Annotated in this window: 17 protein-coding genes and 1 pseudogene; 10 read left to right on the forward strand and 8 right to left on the reverse strand. The window is 37.5% G+C overall.

From position 1 onward, the window contains the following. Nucleotides 1-7: 7 nt before the first annotated feature. Nucleotides 8-2350, reverse strand: a complete 2343-nt coding sequence (locus tag ACTJJG_RS14570) for a hypothetical protein (protein WP_372552661.1) — start codon at nucleotides 2348-2350, stop codon at nucleotides 8-10. Between the two features lie 257 nt (nucleotides 2351-2607). Here ACTJJG_RS14570 and ACTJJG_RS14575 point away from each other — a divergent pair, with 257 nt between their 5' ends. Continuing rightward, nucleotides 2608-4431 carry an acyl-CoA dehydrogenase C-terminal domain-containing protein gene (locus tag ACTJJG_RS14575; protein WP_002116803.1) on the forward strand — a complete coding sequence of 608 codons (1824 nt, stop codon included), beginning with the start codon at nucleotides 2608-2610 and terminating at the stop codon, nucleotides 4429-4431. A 69-nt stretch (nucleotides 4432-4500) separates the two neighbouring features. On the opposite strand, the gene ACTJJG_RS14580 is transcribed toward ACTJJG_RS14575, so the two are convergent. Then, nucleotides 4501-5148, reverse strand: coding sequence for a hypothetical protein (locus tag ACTJJG_RS14580; RefSeq protein WP_078224980.1), 648 nt, complete (start codon nucleotides 5146-5148; stop codon nucleotides 4501-4503). A 248-nt stretch (nucleotides 5149-5396) separates the two neighbouring features. On the opposite strand from ACTJJG_RS14580, the gene ACTJJG_RS14585 reads away from it, so the two are divergent. Continuing rightward, nucleotides 5397-5651, forward strand: a complete 255-nt coding sequence (locus ACTJJG_RS14585; RefSeq protein WP_002116779.1) for a PspC domain-containing protein — start codon at nucleotides 5397-5399, stop codon at nucleotides 5649-5651. Between the two features lie 63 nt (nucleotides 5652-5714). Here ACTJJG_RS14585 and ACTJJG_RS14590 read toward each other — a convergent pair whose 3' ends face one another. The 4 genes from ACTJJG_RS14590 to ACTJJG_RS14605 form a co-directional block, all read right to left on the reverse strand. Then, nucleotides 5715-6815, reverse strand: a complete 1101-nt coding sequence (locus ACTJJG_RS14590) for an HPP family protein (protein ID WP_032057354.1) — start codon at nucleotides 6813-6815, stop codon at nucleotides 5715-5717. A 132-nt stretch (nucleotides 6816-6947) separates the two neighbouring features. After that, nucleotides 6948-7745: a TIGR03915 family putative DNA repair protein gene (locus tag ACTJJG_RS14595; protein WP_032057352.1), complete on the reverse strand. Its 798-nt coding sequence runs from the start codon at nucleotides 7743-7745 to the stop codon at nucleotides 6948-6950. Nucleotides 7746-7747: 2 nt separating this feature from the next. After that, a complete protein-coding gene (locus ACTJJG_RS14600; RefSeq protein WP_032057351.1) occupies nucleotides 7748-9010 on the reverse strand; it encodes a putative DNA modification/repair radical SAM protein in 1263 nt (420 codons plus the stop codon). Between the two features lie 109 nt (nucleotides 9011-9119). Continuing rightward, nucleotides 9120-9536: a lysozyme inhibitor LprI family protein gene (locus tag ACTJJG_RS14605; RefSeq protein WP_032057350.1), complete on the reverse strand. Its 417-nt coding sequence runs from the start codon at nucleotides 9534-9536 to the stop codon at nucleotides 9120-9122. Nucleotides 9537-9565: 29 nt separating this feature from the next. On the opposite strand from ACTJJG_RS14605, the gene ACTJJG_RS14610 reads away from it, so the two are divergent. The 4 genes from ACTJJG_RS14610 to ACTJJG_RS14625 all read left to right on the forward strand — a co-directional run bounded on the left by ACTJJG_RS14610 (nucleotide 9566) and on the right by ACTJJG_RS14625 (nucleotide 14181). Further along, nucleotides 9566-9991, forward strand: coding sequence for a hypothetical protein (locus ACTJJG_RS14610; RefSeq protein ID WP_080777121.1), 426 nt, complete (start codon nucleotides 9566-9568; stop codon nucleotides 9989-9991). An 89-nt stretch (nucleotides 9992-10080) separates the two neighbouring features. Beyond that, nucleotides 10081-11058, forward strand: coding sequence for a glycine--tRNA ligase subunit alpha (gene glyQ, locus ACTJJG_RS14615; RefSeq protein WP_002044989.1), 978 nt, complete (start codon nucleotides 10081-10083; stop codon nucleotides 11056-11058). Further along, nucleotides 11058-13127: a glycine--tRNA ligase subunit beta gene (gene glyS / locus ACTJJG_RS14620; protein WP_032057349.1), complete on the forward strand. Its 2070-nt coding sequence runs from the start codon at nucleotides 11058-11060 to the stop codon at nucleotides 13125-13127. The genes glyQ and glyS overlap by 1 nt, the downstream gene beginning before the upstream one ends. A gap of 223 nt (nucleotides 13128-13350) precedes the next feature. Beyond that, a complete protein-coding gene (locus ACTJJG_RS14625; RefSeq protein ID WP_032036677.1) occupies nucleotides 13351-14181 on the forward strand; it encodes a hypothetical protein in 831 nt (276 codons plus the stop codon). Nucleotides 14182-14238: 57 nt separating this feature from the next. Here the strand turns inward: ACTJJG_RS14625 and ACTJJG_RS14630 are convergent. After that, a pseudogene (locus tag ACTJJG_RS14630) lies at nucleotides 14239-14524 on the reverse strand (YciI family protein). A gap of 185 nt (nucleotides 14525-14709) precedes the next feature. Here ACTJJG_RS14630 and ACTJJG_RS14635 point away from each other — a divergent pair. Beyond that, on the forward strand, nucleotides 14710-15159 hold the full coding sequence (locus ACTJJG_RS14635; protein ID WP_032004836.1) for a hypothetical protein: 450 nt from the start codon (nucleotides 14710-14712) through the stop codon (nucleotides 15157-15159). A 172-nt stretch (nucleotides 15160-15331) separates the two neighbouring features. Here ACTJJG_RS14635 and ACTJJG_RS14640 read toward each other — a convergent pair whose 3' ends face one another. After that, a complete protein-coding gene (locus tag ACTJJG_RS14640; RefSeq protein ID WP_045126688.1) occupies nucleotides 15332-16219 on the reverse strand; it encodes a DMT family transporter in 888 nt (295 codons plus the stop codon). Between the two features lie 108 nt (nucleotides 16220-16327). Between ACTJJG_RS14640 and ACTJJG_RS14645 the strand changes: the two genes are divergently transcribed. The 3 genes from ACTJJG_RS14645 to ACTJJG_RS14655 all read left to right on the forward strand — a co-directional run bounded on the left by ACTJJG_RS14645 (nucleotide 16328) and on the right by ACTJJG_RS14655 (nucleotide 18288). Then, nucleotides 16328-17194 carry a LysR family transcriptional regulator gene (locus ACTJJG_RS14645; protein ID WP_032057346.1) on the forward strand — a complete coding sequence of 289 codons (867 nt, stop codon included), beginning with the start codon at nucleotides 16328-16330 and terminating at the stop codon, nucleotides 17192-17194. Between the two features lie 147 nt (nucleotides 17195-17341). Continuing rightward, entirely contained in the window at nucleotides 17342-17761 is a 420-nt protein-coding gene (locus ACTJJG_RS14650) for a hypothetical protein (RefSeq protein WP_017481690.1), read from the forward strand. A 95-nt stretch (nucleotides 17762-17856) separates the two neighbouring features. After that, entirely contained in the window at nucleotides 17857-18288 is a 432-nt protein-coding gene (locus ACTJJG_RS14655; protein ID WP_032057344.1) for a hypothetical protein, read from the forward strand. Nucleotides 18289-18305: the final 17 nt, after the last annotated feature.

The raw sequence follows: 18305 nt of genomic DNA on the forward strand, positions 1-18305 counted from the left end.
TCATCTATTATTTTTTAGCTGTAACCATCTGCTTATAAACATCTCGGAAAATCTCATAATCAATAAATTCATTATGTTCAGGTTTTAAATTCTGAATTGTTTTTTCCGTAAGTTGCTGTTTACGAGCAGCGACATAAACTTTACCTAAAATATCAGCTGTTTCTGACAACAAATGTTTTTCTTCATCAGAAGTACCATTTTGTTTTTCAAACTCTAATTGATACTGTTTTGAGAAAAGCTGTTCAGGTTGCTTATATTGTTTCTGTAGTTTTTGCCATGCTTCACGCCCAGCTTCACCTTGTATTGTTGTGATCACAATATGGTCCACAGCTCGGCCTAAGTCATTATCAAACTGATCTTCTTGCTCAAGATGATGTTTTTTCTGTAACGCCTCAATACGTTCTAAAGCTTTGCCTTGAGGGTTATAAGTTTCCTCTTCAGAGAACCAATAAGCATAAACCTCGGCAATTTCTTGCAACTGTTGAACTGAATAATAATGAATATATGACGGTTTTTCAGCAGTCAATTTTGCAATAAAAACAGCCTTATACGTTTTATCATAAATATGTGTTGCATCATAAGTTTGGTTAGCCAACAGCGCCAGACTAGAATCTAAATCTTGTACATCGCTATGTGCACCAACTGGATGCTCAGAAACATCACCCTGTCCAAGTTTTTCACTAAATCCTTTTACGAAGTTTTCAAATAAAGAACCTTTGCTTGCCTCTGCAACTGATTTAGCCTGTTTAAGCTGCTGCTGATTAATTGGGGTCGCTTTACCATAATTGAGAATTTGCATGTCTGCTTTAATATTAAAGCGATGGTTAAATTCAGCTGGTGTATACGCAATATCATAATCCGCGTTGACTAAACGGCCCTTTTCATCCAGTCCGACATCAATCGCAACCGGATTTCTTTGTTTTGGTAAAGCTTGTTCAATTTCTGCTTTATGCTTGATCCATAGAGCTTTGAATGCCTCATCATCAACAAACTGGTTTTGATCATAAGCAGCAAAAGTTTGTTTCAACGCAGCTTGACGAGCTTTAATCTGAGTTTTTTCGGTATTTCCAGCGCTCTGATCAAGCACATCAATACCGTAAATTTGACAGTAATTAATATCACCTAAGGCAACGGAACTTTTTTGAGACTGTAATTCGACACACTGATCTTCTGTAAGTGAAGCCACTTCTTCATCTTGTGTGACTTCTTCAGCATCTGCTACAGCAACATCTTCGGCTTGGGCCGTATCAGAAGCATACTCTTCGGCTGCCCCAGCTTGAACTGCACTTGATTGGTCTTCATCACCATATTCTGAATCTAAAGCATTGCCGAAATGAGCATTAATCAGTGAGTAAAGTTGTTGGCTAACTGCTGCTGCATCTTCTGAAGAAACTTTTTGCCCACCAGCATTATTTTCTTTACCCTTCGCTTCTGAAGCAGCTAATTCAGTTGCTATAGATTCGGCAATCTTTTCTTCATCAAAACCGAAAACATTTTTTTGCAAATATTTAGCATTGACCTGACTATAGAGCTCCGATTGTAGCAATAATGCTTCAACCGTATCTTTTAAACGAATTTTTTCTACAATTCCCGCTTTACGCTCAGCGTCACTAACTGATAAACGCTGTAAATTTTGTGGTTCAGCCAAACGATAAGATACAGCGCCAGAAGCTTTCGCATATTCAACGAATTTCTTCATATCGACATTCGTAAACAGATTTTTATACTTTGAAAAATCGACATACGCTAAATTATTTTGATTATCTTTATTGACCAGATAAGGCATTAATCCAAAATAATTAACGTAAAATTTATAATCTTTCAGATCAAGTACCATTGGCAATTTTGCCTGTACCAAAAGTGTCGGTTTTTCATACCTTGCTGTAAGGTTTAAAGACCCCATTTTTTGACGATAATGAACCGAACCATCGTAACTAAATTGAAGATCATTTAATAAATTAATTAATACGGCGTTTACTTTTTCTGAGCGTGATTCACCAGAAATGCCTGAATCCGCTTGCTCATTTGCAATTGCGGCATACAGCGCCTGCTTCTGTTTTTTATTCAAATTAATTTTTTGTTCACGTAAATATTGATCTACTTTTTTTTGCACTGCAGCATCTAACTGCACTGTTTTTTCTACATTATTTATTTTTTTTGACTGATTTGGATCAACACTAACTTTAAAATGCCCACGATAGTCATAGCTTGGGTATTCATATATTGCATTCATACCCTGAATGACTTTTTGATCTAACTGAGTAGATGGTACCGATGGACGTAGGTTATGCTGCGCACAAGCGGTCAAACCCAAACTAAATAAACATAAACTGAGATATTTTAAATGCATAACCTTTTTTAAAACCTTATCGCTTTATCTTTTTAACAAAACTTGCTAAAAATAAGAAAATTAGTTGTTTTTTCACATAAAAGTATAAGTCCTGAATGTAGCAGAAATTATAATTTCAGGTGTATTTATTTTCGACAAAATTCGCTTTTCTGACATTTCTTTCGGGTGCGATTAACATTGTATTTTTATCATGCGAGTGAATAATCAAATCATCGATACAGATAATCCCACAATGATTCAAAATTAGGATTAAAGCCATGCCAGCATATAAAGCTCCGCTACACGATATCCGCTTCTTAATGAATGAAGTACTAGATTACCCTGCTCACTATAAAACTTTATCAAATGGTGAAAATGCTGATCCAGATACTGTTGATATGATTCTTGAAGGTGCGGCAGATTATTGTGAAAACGTATTGTCGCCACTTAACCAATCTGGTGATGAAGAAGGTTGCCATTTTGACAACGGCGAAGTAACTACGCCTAAAGGCTTTAAAGAAGCTTATGACCAATTCGTAATGGGCGGTTGGCAAGGTCTTTCTTACCCAGAAGAATTTGGTGGTCAAGGCCTACCAATGTCTTTAAACCTGATTAAATCAGAGATGATGGGTACTGCAAACTGGTCATTTACCATGTACCCAGGTTTAAGTTCTGGTTGTATGAACACTATTTTGCAATTCGGTACTGATGAGCAAAAACAAACATATATGCCTAAGCTTGTTGAAGGCACTTGGAGCGGCACAATGTGCTTAACCGAACCTCAATGTGGTACAGACTTAGGGCAGGTAAAAACTAAAGCTGAACCTCAAGCAGACGGTAGTTACAAAATCACCGGTACAAAAATCTTCATTTCTGCTGGTGAACATGATTTAACTGAAAACATCATTCACATCGTACTTGCGCGCCTTCCGGATGCACCTGCTGGTACGCGCGGTATCTCATTATTCATCGTACCAAAATTCATGCCTACAGCTGATGGCGGTGTTGGTGAGCGTAATACAGTCGCTTGTGGTTCAATCGAACACAAAATGGGGATCCGCGCATCTGCAACTGCGGTACTCAACTTTGATAATGCAACTGGTTATTTAATCGGTGAAGTGAACAAAGGCCTACATGCAATGTTTACCTTCATGAATACAGCACGTATTGGTACTGCTGTTCAAGGTATTGCACACGCTGAGTTATCTTTCCAAGGCGCATTACCATATGCCAAAGATCGTATGTCAATGCGTGCGCTTTCTGGTAAAAAAGATCCAGATAAAGTTGCTGATGCAATCATTCACCATGCAGACGTACGCCGTATGTTATTAACTCAAAAAGCAATCGCTGAAGGCGGTCGCTCTATGATTTATTACGCTGCTCAAATCGCTGACAAAATGACAGACGCTTTAGCACGTGGCGACCAAGCTGCTTTTGAAGACTACGATGATAAACTTGGTTTCTATACACCAATTTTAAAAGGTTTCTTAACTGAACTTGGTTTAGAAGCTGCTAACCATGGTATGCAAGTTTACGGTGGCCATGGCTACATTAAAGAATGGGGTATGGAGCAAATCGCACGTGATGCACGTATTGCGACCTTGTATGAAGGAACAACTGGTGTTCAAGCACTCGACTTGATTGGTCGTAAAGTGTTGTTAAGTTCAAAAGGTAAAGTAGTTCGTGAATACACTGCTGAAATCTTAAAATTCTGTGCTGCACATGCACGTAATAAATATTTACGTCGTTTTGCATGGGACTTAACTAAGCTTTGTGCTCAATGGAACACTTTAACAGTTCGTATCATGCTTGCTGCACGTAAAGACCGCGACATCGTATCTTCTGCTTCTGTAGATTTCTTGATGTTCTCAGGCTACGTGATGATGGCTTATTTCTGGGCTCAACAAGCTGTGGTTGCTTCTGAAAAATTAGAAGCAGGTAACGGCCAAGAAACTGCTGAGTTCTATAAAGCAAAAATCAAAGTTGCTGATTTCTACTTTGACCGTTTATTGCCACGCGCTCAAGGTCATGCAGAATCAATGGTGACTACATCTCGCACATTAACATCATTACCAGTTGAACACTTTAGCTTCGACTACTAATGATTTTTAAGTCATAAAATAAAAAGAGCGCAATTTAATATTGCGCTCTTTTTTATATTTATCGGATATCTATTCTTTAGTTAAAACATAAGCCCGATTTGGAACAAAATAGTTTTGCTCTAAAAATTCACGATTTTTTCCATAGTCGCTATAAAGTAATTTTTCTAAATTTGTGACCAATCTTTTATTTGAATCAATATTAAAATAAAAATTAACTTTAGATAATGGACATTGAATCGTTAACTCACGCTCTTTTTCATCCACTTTCCAATTTAGAGTAGGACATAATTGATTTACAGCGGCACTTTTAGCCCCGTCTTTACTTCCCACACGACCAAAATGAACAACATTCCAATAAGCCGACCCATTTGGTAATAAATTTAAAATGTACTCTGCTTCGCCTGATTCACAATCAGCAAAAGCATCCTCGCATGAAATACGAGTATGATATCGCCCTACATATTGCAATGAGGCTGCGTTTAATTTTTGGGTTTGATCTGAGGTATCTTCAGGTAAGAAAGTTCGTCCAGCGACATAATCCAATGTTTTTATAGATGTACTACTTTTTATTAAGTTTTCTTCATGATTAGAACTAGAACTTGTAGTCGAGTGATCTTTTGAATTGGTATGGTTTATATCGCAAGCACTCAGTGTCATGCACATCGCAGCCACTACAACCACATGCTTAACTGAAAAACGAGACCACTTCAAAGACATATACATTATTCACAGATAACAGCAACAGCTCTATTTACACTTCAAATCAAGTATTAGCTGATTGCCGCTTTAAACTCTTAAGCCCTGAAAAGGTGCATTTTAGTAGATGTTGGTTTCGTTCCTTTCAATCCTTTACATATTTTAACTATTTTACTTTTTAAAGGACTTTAAACCCGTTATTTCATCTCCATATTTTTATTAAGCAAGAGCAATAGCTTCTTGTAACTTTTATCTTTAAGGAGAATTAGATGGCCAGTTCTGGTTTATATCGCTCGAACCGACACAGCATGATCGCCGGTGTAATGGGTGGTATTGCTGAACGTTTTGGTTGGAACGTAACTTTACTACGTGTCATTTTTGTTTTGATCTCAATTATGAGTGCTGCCTTTCCAGGAATTTTAGTTTATCTGGTTTTATGGTTAGTGATTCCGAAAAAACAGCCAGAACATATTGAAGGCTATCGACAATCCGTCCGAACAGTAAATGAAGAACAAGTACGTTAATTCATAACTTTGGTCGCTACGGTTGCATCCCCTAATCAACCGTAGCTTTTTTTATTCTAAAAATTATAACTTTCGATTTAACTGTTGCTGTAATGCAGCAATCATATCTGCACGGCTAATCATTCCTATAAGCTTACGATCTTCAACAACAGGAATGTAATTAAAAGACTTTTCAACAAAGTATGGCACTAAATCTTGAATAGGTTGAGTTGGCAGTACGGTAACCACTCGACGGCTCATAATTTGTTTTACATAATGCTGCCAAGAATTCCTCGGGTCGGCTGCACCTTTAAACCACTCTACGACTTCATATAACGCTAAAGTTCCGACCAAATGGTTTTCTGCATTTACTACAGGTAGGCTCATTAAGTTCACTTGTTTAAACTTATCGAGTGCCTGATGAATATCATCATCTTCATGTAGTTTAATCACATCACGGCTCATAATATCCTGACAGATATATTGATTTACCATACGCTCATTGGCATGCTCCTGAGCTTCTAAAATGATTTTTTCTAAGTCGTATTGGCTAATATCTAAAAGTTCAGTGTGATGGCCTAATGCATACTCAATATCTTTCGGCTGAATTGATACTTTTTGAGTTGGCGTTGGGTCCTTACTTCGCTCATTTAAATGAGCAGTCACTGGATAATGTCGCCCAATCAATCGATTAAAGAAAACAGCAACCCCAAGTAGAAGTAACGAGTTGAGTAAAACTGGATAAAAAATAAAATAAAAGCCTAATTTATGAATTGCAGCACCGCCCAACACAGCCGTAATTGCGACTGCACCACTCGGTGGGTGCAAAGAGTCGGTGGTCATCATTAAAAATATAGCAAAACCCACAGCCACACTAAAAGCCGTGGTTAAATCAGGAATCCACTGTGCACAGGCAACGCCAATTATGCCGGCTAAGGTATTACCAACAATTACATTCCATGGTTGAGCTAAGGGACTAGTCGGCACAGCAAAAAGAAGAACAGATGAGGCACCCATTGGGGCGATGTACCATGCATTAATTCCACCGAGAACATACCAGCTAATTAAGGAGGAAATTGCTAAACCACACAACGCTCCAATACCGCAAAGTAACCGTTCTTTTAAGGGTAAAACCTTAAAATTTGGCTTTAAAATCTGTAACCATTCTCGCTGTATAACACTCACAGTACACCTTAGGGGATATGCCGTCATTTATAACGGGCAAAAGTATACGCCCAAAGCCACATAAAGTGCATTTAAATTATACCTTTCAACAGTAAGAAAACTGGCTGAACTATTTTTTATGATTTTAAAACTTTAATATTCCATAAATTTTTCATTTAAATAGCGCCAATACCGCTTCGGCAAATATTGCACATGAAGTTTTATATTCTGGCGTTCAGTAATATTTACGCTGTTAAAATAATCCTTCCAAAGCTGATCATATAAAACTTCCTGCTCATCAAGCTCAAGCTGAAAGCTTTGACTCATCCCATTTTTTAAATTGCGGTCAACCTCAGAGGCTTCGAGTGAAACTTCATGTATTTCACATAAATCATAATAAAGCCCGAACTTGCGTTGCTCGTCATAAATAAGCCAACGCTGATCTTGATAGCGCCGTTTAAAATGTGGCTGAATAAGCGGTAAAACATTAAAATCAGGACGTACTAAACTTAAAAAAAGCTCATCTTTGGTTTTCTTAAACCGAATAAAAGCTTCCATCCGATGCTTCTCTCGCCCGACCTTTTTCGTCCACTGTGCAATCGCTAAAACACTTGGATTTGAATAATCTTTTTCTATAGAAACATGGCTAGTAAACACATAAATACAGTAATTAAATAAATGCTGATAGGCATCTAAAGATTCAGATAAAGAGGCAAAATAAAATTGTTTTAACGAAGAAGATGAAAGCTTTTTTTGTAGCGCAGACCACACACGCTCAGCATGCTGCTCGTTATTTGCAACCTCAATTTTATCGGCAAATAAGCCATGTTGAGCTGCATCATTCAGATGGAGCCTGACCTGTAATTCTTTAAATTGAAAAGCACGAAACACACAGCTCAGCAACCCAACCATCGAACCATCAAAATAGTAAGCTACTTCATCATTAAACATGACTAAAACCCAAGGCTTAATTGTGGCGAGAGTTGCTGCACATATTTCGAAGATCCCTGCGTTAAAATCTCCTGCCGAACAAAACTTGAGGATAATTCTTTCTGGAATTTTGGACTGTCTTCACAGCGAATAAAGAATTTTGCACGTTGGTAAGCCACGCCTAGTTTTTTAAGTAAATCGATATGAATTTTTCCAAAACGGCGAGCCTGCACAATTTTCTTAGCCGATTTCACGCCAATACCCGGTACACGCAAAATCATTTGGTAATCGGCACGATTTAAATCTACTGGAAACTGTTCAGGATGCCTTAAAGCCCAGCTTAATTTCGGGTCTACATCAAGGTCTAAGTTTGGGTGTTTTTCATTGACGATTTCATTGACTTCAAAACCGTAAAAACGCATCAGCCAATCGCTTTGATAGAGTCGGTTTTCACGAAGCAACGGAGGTGCTGAACCAACGGCGGGCAAGTAATTATTTTCAGTATTAATTGGGATATAACCCGAAAAATAGACACGTTTGAGTTTAAATTCTTTATAGTGCTTGTCTGCCATAAACAAGACATCTTGGTCTGACTCTTGATGGGCCCCCACTACCATTTGTGTGGTCTGCCCTGCTGGCACATATTTCGGCACATGCTTAATGACTTGTCGCTCATCTTTAAGCTGAATGAGCCTGTCACGGACCAAACCTAAATCTTTTTGCACTTCCTGATGTGATTTTTCTGGTGCAAAAGTTTTTAGCCCAATTTCGGTCGGCATCTCTAAATTAATACTCATCCGGTCAGCATATAAACCTGCTTCATGAATCAGTTCAGGCGATGCTCCCGGAATAGTTTTAAGATGAATATAACCATTAAAGTTTTCTTCAAGACGCAACTTCTTTACGACTTGAAGCATACGCTCCATCGTGTGATCTGCCGATTTAAAAATACCCGAGCTTAAAAATAAGCCTTCAATATAATTACGGCGGTAAAAATTAATGGTTAAGTCTACGACCTCTTGCACCGTAAATGCTGCACGCTGGACGTCATTAGAACGACGTGAAACGCAATAGGCGCAGTCAAAAATACAAACATTACTAAATAGAATTTTTAAGAGAGATACACAGCGGCCATCTTCAGTATAGCTATGGCAAATACCCGAATGGCTGGCATCTCCCAAACCTTTATCTTTATTTTTACGGTCACTGCCACTTGATGAACAAGACACATCATATTTAGCAGCATCAGCAAGAATCTGTAGTTTTTCCCGAATGCGATCAGACATATCAAACGACTCATTTATGGCATCGTTTAAAAAATATCATTTTGCATTCTTAAATTTAATCCAGTGAAGTACGCTCGGCGTCATGAGGTGACGTTTAAAATAATCCGTCTTAATTAACGTATTCTTCTAGTTGCTTTACACGCTCGGCATACTCTTGCATTGGGCAATATGAATACATCGGTGAACCAATGTATGAGCCTGTATTATTACACTCCTGATCTACATAAGCTTTCCAAAGTCGCTGAGATTTTAGGATATCTTGGTAACGTTCTGGCTGTTTGTATTCTTCGCTTTGTGTGCGAATTTGATCAATCAGAGCAACTATTTTTTCTTCATAAATCTTTTTAGCTTGTTCAGAACAGCTATGCACAACCATATTGTTAATACTCTCAAGCTGCATTTCTTTAATGGTCTGCTCTACACATTGGTTATACTCGTCTTGCTCATCAGCATCAGTCTGCGCATATAACCATGGACTACAGAAAAGACTGGATAAAACAATAAGTTTGCAGCAAAATTTCAGCATAATTTATTCTCAATTCTATAATTTTTAATATGCTTCAATATAACAAAAAAATGATTATTCGCGCACTTGCGCTAGCCCCCATCCCTTTGTTGAGTATATCTGCCTTAGGAATAATCATCTTCAATACGGAATTTAATCTTTATTCGGTTGCAGTTATTTTTCTAGCCCATTTCTTATTTTATTTACTTTTTTATGGCCTTCTGGTTATTCCTTTCGCATATATCACTTCATATTTTCTCGCGCGTAAAAATCGTTTAAATCTGATAAGTATTTTTATCTGCGCAACTGTCATCTGGATTTTGATTAGCCCTATTACGCGCTTAATTTTTGTCGGTTCATTCCCTTCTCCTTGGTGGCATATTTATAAGATCTATAGTTTTTATCTTATGATTTTATTTACCAGCTTTTGTTACTGGTTAGGCTTGGAATGGCTGAGGCGAAAACAAATCGGCTAAACACATATTCCTGTGATTAAGCCTTTGCCACTCCCCCACAAAATCCTTATACTTAGTGGCAATTTTTCTCATAAATTCGTGGATGCTACATGAGTCGCGCCATCTCGCACATTGATACATTTCAGGGCTTAATTCTTGCCCTACAAAACTATTGGGCCGAACAAGGCTGCGTCGTACTACAACCGTACGACATGGAAATGGGCGCTGGAACATTCCACACCGCAACATTCTTACGCGCTTTAGGGCCTGAAACTTGGAATGCTGCATACGTTCAACCTTCACGTCGTCCAAAAGATGGCCGCTATGGTGAAAACCCGAACCGTTTGCAACACTACTATCAGTTCCAAGTGGTACTTAAGCCAAATCCAGACAATATCCAACAGCTTTATCTCGATTCTTTAAAAGCAATCGGGATTGATACGCTTACTCACGACATTCGTTTCGTAGAAGACAACTGGGAGTCTCCAACGCTAGGTGCTTGGGGCTTAGGTTGGGAAGTTTGGCTTAACGGTATGGAAGTAACTCAGTTCACTTACTTCCAACAAGTCGGTGGTGTTGAATGTTACCCAGTAACAGGTGAAATCACTTACGGTTTAGAACGTCTTGCGATGTACCTACAAGGTGTTGACTCGGTTTATGACCTTGTTTGGACTAAAGGCCAATTCGGCACGGTAACTTACGGCGACGTCTTCCATCAAAATGAAGTTGAGCAATCGACTTATAACTTTGAATACGCTCCAGTTGAAAAACTATTTGAACTGTTTGATTTTTACGAATCAGAAGCAAACCGTTTAATTGAAGCAAAACTTTCTCTTCCTGCTTATGAGCAAGTGGTTAAAGCGTCTCATACCTTTAACTTACTTGATGCACGTGGCGCAATTTCTGTGACTGAGCGTCAACGTTACATTTTACGTGTACGTACTTTAGCGCGTGCTATTGCACAAAGTTATGTACAAGCACGTGCAGAGCTTGGCTTCCCAATGGCAGAACCACACTTGCGTGATGAAGTATTGGCACAGCTAAAAGCACAAGCTGAAAGTGAAGCAGCAAAGGCGGAGAAAAACTAATGAGCAAACATACTGTTTTATTCGAACTTGGCTGTGAAGAGCTTCCACCAAAAAGCTTAAAAACTTTACGTGATGCATTACAGGCAGAAACGGTAAAAGGTTTAAAAGATGCGGGCTTAAACTTCGTATCAATTGAAGCTTATGCAGCCCCACGTCGTTTAGCGCTTAAAATTGTTGATATCGATGCTGCTCAAGCTGATACACAAAAACGTTTTGATGGTCCTGCAGTTCAAGCAGCTTACGATGCGGAAGGCAAACCAACTAAAGCACTTGAAGGCTTTATGCGTGGTCAAGGTATTACTGTAGACCAGCTTTCTACATTCCAAGCAGGTAAAGTTGAAAAAGTTTGCTATTTAAAAGATGTAAAAGGTCAAAGCCTTGATGCTTTACTTCCACAGATTTTACAAACTGCATTAGACAATTTACCAATTGCTAAACGTATGCGTTCTGCTGCAAGCCGTACCGAATTTGTACGTCCGGTTAAATGGGTTCTTTTACTCAAAGATGACCAAATTGTTGACGCGACTATTCAAGATCATAAAGCTGGCAATGTGACTTATGGTCACCGTTTCCATGCACCTGAAGCTGTGACTTTAGCTCATGCAAATGATTACTTAGCTGCTTTAGAAAAAGCTTACGTTGTTGCGAACTTTGAAAAGCGTAAAGCAACTATTCAAGAACAAGTGAAAAAGCTAGCTGATGAAGTGAACGCAACTGCAATTGTTCCAGCTGACTTACTTGATGAAGTAACAAGCCTCGTTGAATGGCCAGTTGCTCTTCGTGCAAACTTTGAAGAGCGCTTCCTTGCTGTTCCTCAAGAAGCACTCATTACGACGATGCAAGACAACCAGAAATATTTCTGCTTGATCAATAGCGAAGGTAAATTACAGCCTTATTTCATTACTGTTTCAAACATTGAGTCTAAAGATCCGACTCAAATTATTGAAGGTAACGAAAAAGTTGTTCGCCCTCGTTTGTCTGATGCTGAGTTCTTCTTCTTACAAGATCAAAAGCAACCGCTTGCATCTCGTAAAGAAAAATTAGCAAACATGGTATTCCAAGCACAACTCGGTACGCTTTGGGACAAATCAACACGTATTGCAAAACTTGCTGTTGCATTATCTTCAATCACTGGTGCAAACCCAGCCGATGCTGAAAAAGCTGCATTACTTGCTAAATGCGACTTAACCTCTGAGCTTGTTGGTGAATTCCCAGAACTTCAAGGTATTGCAGGTACTTACTACGCGCGTATTGAAGGTGAAAACACTGAAGTTTCTGAAGCTTTAGGTGAGCAATATTTACCAAAATTTGCTGGCGATGTTTTACCAAAAACCAAAACAGGTACAACCATTGCTCTTGCTGACCGTTTAGATACGCTGGTTGGTATTTTCGGTATTGGACAAGCGCCTACAGGTTCTAAAGACCCGTTTGCTCTTCGTCGTTCAGCAATTGGTATCTTACGTTTAATCATTGAAAATGAATTAGATGTAACGATTGAAGAATTAGTGAATCTTGCACTTCAAGGTTATGGCGATATCGTTAAAGACCACGATAAAACTCGTGCTGATGCTGTTGCATTCTTGGAAGGTCGTTACCGTGCTAAGTACGAAGACCAAGGTGTTGCTGTTGACGTACTTCAAGCCGTTCAAGCTCTTGCACCAAAATCTCCACTTGATTTTGACAAGCGTGTAAATGCTGTTAACCACTTCCGTACACTACCTGAAGCTGCTGCACTTGCTGCTGCGAACAAACGTGTTGCTAATATTCTTGCCAAAGAAGCAACACCTGAAGGTTCTGTAGTTGAAGCGAACTTAGTTGAAGACGCTGAAAAAGCATTATTTGCTGAGCTTCAAGCAGTGACACCTGTGGTTGAGCCATTACTTGCAGCAAAAGACTACACTGCTGCCCTTTCTAAGCTTGCAGCACTTCGCGCGCCGATTGATGCATTCTTTGATGGCGTAATGGTAATGGCAGATGATGCTGACCTAAAAGCAAACCGTTTACGTTTATTGGCTCAGTTACGTAACTTGTTTACTGCTGTAGCTGATGTGAGTGTGTTGCAGGGTTAAAATTATATAAAAATTAATTTTTGTATAATTAAGCTTTAATAAAAACCATGTTTTCACTCTAGTTGGAAACATGGTTTTTTATTGAAGAATTTCATTCAATATAATTATAAATGATTATTTTACGTTCAATTAATAAATAAGAATTATTTACTTCCTTCACTTTTTATCCACAATTCAATAAACTAAAACAAATAATTACCAAACTTAACAAAGTATCATTGCAATGAAAAACTTAAATTTATTACTCATATCAACATTACTATTCACTGGATGTGCAACGACCAAATCGATTCAATATCCAGCAGCGGGTAAACAAACCTCTCTTTCTGTTTCTTCAGAACAACTTTCTTCAATGACTGAATCAGGGGCAGGTGATTACTTTGTAAAGGAAAGCCAAATATTAGTTGGTGATGCAAGTAGTGCTTCAGCCAGTCCAGTTTCTGGAATGTTTGGCCTTATCGGAGTAGGTGTTGCAATGGCAATTGATAAAAATGCAAATAGTTCAGCCATTGAAAAAAGCTCTCTCAATCAACCTATTAAATTTGACCAGTTAATAAATCAAAAAATTAACGATTCTCTCGCCAAAAATAAAGCAGATCCTACTCTAAAACTTCTAAGTTTAAATCAGGCATCTGAAATTAAAATTGTGCCTTATTCACGCCTTTCTTTCCGTGAAAAGCCAATTGTAAAAGTAAATTTTGGTTTAAAGACCCAATTTAAAAATGCGGCAGACAATAATGCAGATACAAAACGCTTATATCACTATGTAAGCAAAGAACGTATTTCTTTAGCTGAATGGGAAGCTCAAAATAATTTATTATTTATGAAAAAAGCAGATCAAGCATTTAGCGCTCTTAGCCAAGTATTCACTTTAGATTTGCAACATCAATTAAACTTAAAAGCATTTGATGAGAACAAGCAAAAAAACTGTAAAACTAATGCAGATACATCCTTAGTTTCTTTTATCCAAACTCCTGACAATTTATGTGTTGGTGTAGTTAAAACGAGTAAAGGAGATGTATTCGAAAATAGTATTTATATTGTTGAGCAATAATAAATATTAACCAAAAGGTTAGAGAACTACTTAAATTTAAGTAGTTCTCTAATGTAATCAAACAAATTCTTTAATTTCTTCTAAACTTTTCGATGGCTCAAACCACATGAAATCATAATCGGCCACATCATGAATATAGAATGGATCATTTTTCATAATCTCCTCAGCTTCTTGAATCAAAGAGCTTAGAACTAAAATTACCCCACCTACTCTATTTTCTCGGCGCCCCGATGCCAGAAATTTCTTTTGCTCATAGTAATGATCTAAAAATGCAATATGTTCTTTCAATACAGCATCAACTTCGGCTAATGGTTTTTTTATAGGTCAAGGTAACAACAATCATCTTATTCTCTTAAAGCAAGTAGCGTATGACATAGCATTAGTCTATAGATAGTTTAATGATCTATAGATTATTCGATAGTACGCCTATTCCCCCAATTCATCTACATTAAAACTTTTTATAATAATTTGATATTTTCAAAAAATATCGTTATAAATTAGCAGCTTTTATTAATTAAGATTATATAAATGAAGAAGAATATTTTATTACTTGTTATTTCTATCTTATCCATTGGACAAATGGCCTGTTCTATAAACCCTCATCGGATCAATTTACCAGACACTACCAATCCGCCTGCTATAGAAAAGATTAATTTAGTTGGAATGTCTCGAAATGAATTTCTAAATAAATTCCATCCACCCGTAGTAAGTAGACTCATTGGTGAGAAAAGGATAGATACGATCACTTATTATAAAATTAACAATAAACCAAAAGCATATGGAATGGCTTTATATAATGGCTTAATAGCGAATACAATCGTGTCGACATTACATAATGTAATGCCGAGTGAATTATCGCTGGATTCTGTGGACGAAACGGTATCAATCTCAGACTCAGCACTTAACAAAGAGAAAATAGTAATTGAGATTACATATGATTCTTCTAGTCATATTGAAAAAGTCGAAAGAGTCGAATAATTTAATTTTTGGCTATAACCAAACTTTTTTAAAGTAAAATCAATAAAAGTAAATTCTAAAAACTATTTCAGTATGCTGATTTAAATGAATTTTTTAATAAAATTAATATTTTCATTTTTAAATCAGCACTCAATAACTACCACATTATTATTTACTCAGCTTGGTAAAAGAATTATTTTTTCCAATTCATCCACACCAAACTCCCTACAATAATCACTCCACCAAGCAGCACCATCATTGACGGTTTTTCATTTAAGAAAACAACTGCCAAACTCATTGCGACAATGGGCGAACAATATAAAAAATTCGATGCAATCGTTAACGACATATTTTTAAGTACATAACCCCAAAGCACATAAGCCATCGCACTTGGGAAAATACCTAGCAAGACAACCGACATATTGGCTTGCCAAGTAGCATGTAAAATTTCATGGGGTAAATGAGCACTATAAAATAGTAAAGGAATGGTTCCGAACCAGATGATGTAGCACATCATGCTCAAAGCATCATAATTTAAAGCAAATTTCTTATATAAATTAAAGTACAGACCCCACGCAATTGCTGCTAACACAATCAATAAACTATAAGGGCTCGGTACACCAAAACCATGATCTCCACTAACCACCAACACGGCGCCGCAAAGTCCCAGCAAAATACACAACCACTGTTTAAAACTGATTTTTTCTTTAAAAAGCAAAGCTGAAATAATAAAGGTAAATAGCGGAATGGATTGACTCAAAATACTAGATGCGACTGCAGTTACATATTGCTGCCCTGTATTTATAAGTAAGTGATGTAGCGTTACAGAGAAAAAACCTAATACAGCAAGCGCAGGAGCATCTTTCCAATTTAAAGGCTGAATGCCTTTTTTTATGACCAAAAGCAGTAAAAAAAACGATGCAATCAAAAAGCGAAGCAAGGCAATGTGCTGCGGTGTATATGAATGCAAAGCACTATGTACACCAATAGGTGAATAGCCCCAACAAAAGACAGTCACAGCAATATATAAATAGAGCTTAAATGCGGGAGGCTGGGTTTCGGCAGCAAGAGAAATTGCCATGTTAAATCTGCACTAATGAAATGGAACTCTTTCATCATATGCGCATGGATAGTTGAATAAAATTAACTTATATTGAGTTTAATATTCATTAAAAGTGAATGATAAAACATGGATATCGCTCAGTTAAAAATGTTCCAAACTGTGGTTGAATGCGGAACAATGGCAAAGGCATCAATGCAACTGCATTGTGTACCATCCAATATCACAACGCGTATTAAACAACTCGAAGAAGAACTAGGCACACCGCTGTTTTATCGTGAAGGTAAAGCTTTAAAACTCACCCCATCAGGAGAAATTTTCCTAAATTATTGCCATAAAATTTTAGCGTTATGTGATGAGGCAAAACGTAGTATTCACCCTGATGCACCGCCCTCTGGCCCACTCAGAATTGGTGCAATTGAATCTTCTGCTACCACTCGTCTGCCAAACTTGCTTGCGAAATATCATCAACGTTTTCCAGAAGTTTCTATTCAAATTATTACTGGCACATGGAAACAGCTATTAGTCGATATTTCTCAGCATAAACTTGATGGGGCAATTGTCGCGGGTAATATTGAGTTTCCGATGCTCAATAAGCTCGGTATTTACCAAGAAGATATGGTCTTAATCGCATCTCACTCTTTGGGAGAAATTCATTGCCAAGAAGACCTGATAGGTAAAGAAATTTTTATGTGGACGGAAGGCTGTCCTTACCGTGCAGCCCTTGAAGAATGGCTTAAACTGAAGAATATCTCTCTTCCCATCACCAGCATTACCAGCTATGCCACGATTATTGGCTGTGTCAGTGCAGGTTCAGGGGTGGCTCTGGTGCCCAAGAGCATTTATGAGCAATATAAAAATTTGGCCCATATTCATAGTTATAAATTTGAATATCTTGCCTTTATGCAAAATCACTTTTTCTGGCATAAAAATGTGAGCAACCATAAAGCCAGAGACATGTTTATAGAATTGATTAAGACTGAATTTAGCTTATGAATCATTGCAGTGATTGGTTTAGCGCTATTAAATGATGATTTATCGTAATCAAATCGTATGGGTTTTATCTCATTGCAGTACAAGCTTTATTTTTAACAGTAAGATCACCACTTCATCTTTTGATTCTGGTTGGGGAGATTGATCCATATGAAAACCTTACAAGTGTTATGCGTTGCAAGTTCTATATTGGCTTCATCAACCTTATTTGCAGAAACAACACAGCCACAACAAGTTGTTGAAACGACACCTAAAACACAACCTTATGGTGACAATCCTAGCTTAGGGCGCGTACTGTTGTATAAAACAGGCAAAGGCATACAAAATTTAGGAAACTCTATTCAAGGTGCTTCTGAAAAGACATCGAATAAAATTAGTGAGAAATGGCAAAACACCAAAGAATTTACTGCTGAAAAAGCAGAAGTCGTTCAACAAAAAGCAGATACAGCCAAAGTATTTACTGAACAGAAAATAGAGCAAGCCAAACAAAATATTACCAGTAGCCGAAATGGTGAAAATATTCCGATTGAGCAAGGTGAATTAAGTAAATCGAGCACAACAGCTAACTAATTTTTTGGATAGCGCGATAACTCCGCGCGCTTATAAACACAGATATTCATCTAGAAATAATGTCATTAACTATAAGAAAGCTAGGAATCTACCCTATGAATAGTCAAAAACTTCTCTTTTCAACGCTATGCTGCTTGGCATTAACTGCATGTGCAACTTCAGCACCTATCTCTTCTTATTCTCAGGCACAAGTTTTAGAGCAAGATACGAATATTGAAGCTTATCCATCAACTACTGGTAATGTAGCCAAACTCATTAAACAAGATAAACAGGCTTGTATGATTGAATTTACTGGCTATTTAGGGGGCGGACATGTAACTGAGCACTGGACTTTTAATAATAATGGTCTGCTTTCAGCGACCTCATCGACTATGCAGTATCCTGATGAATCAGGCATATTAAATCAGGCAACCAACTCTACAACCAAAAGCTCAACGACTTTTAATATTCAAGATCCAGAAATTCAAAATAATTTCAAAAAACTCCAAAGCAACTTTAATCCAGCGAATCTAGCAAAGTGTAATTAATACTTTTTTCATAAAAA

Source organism: Acinetobacter sp. 22512 (assembly GCF_052044755.1).
GTDB lineage: Bacteria > Pseudomonadota > Gammaproteobacteria > Pseudomonadales > Moraxellaceae > Acinetobacter > Acinetobacter pittii.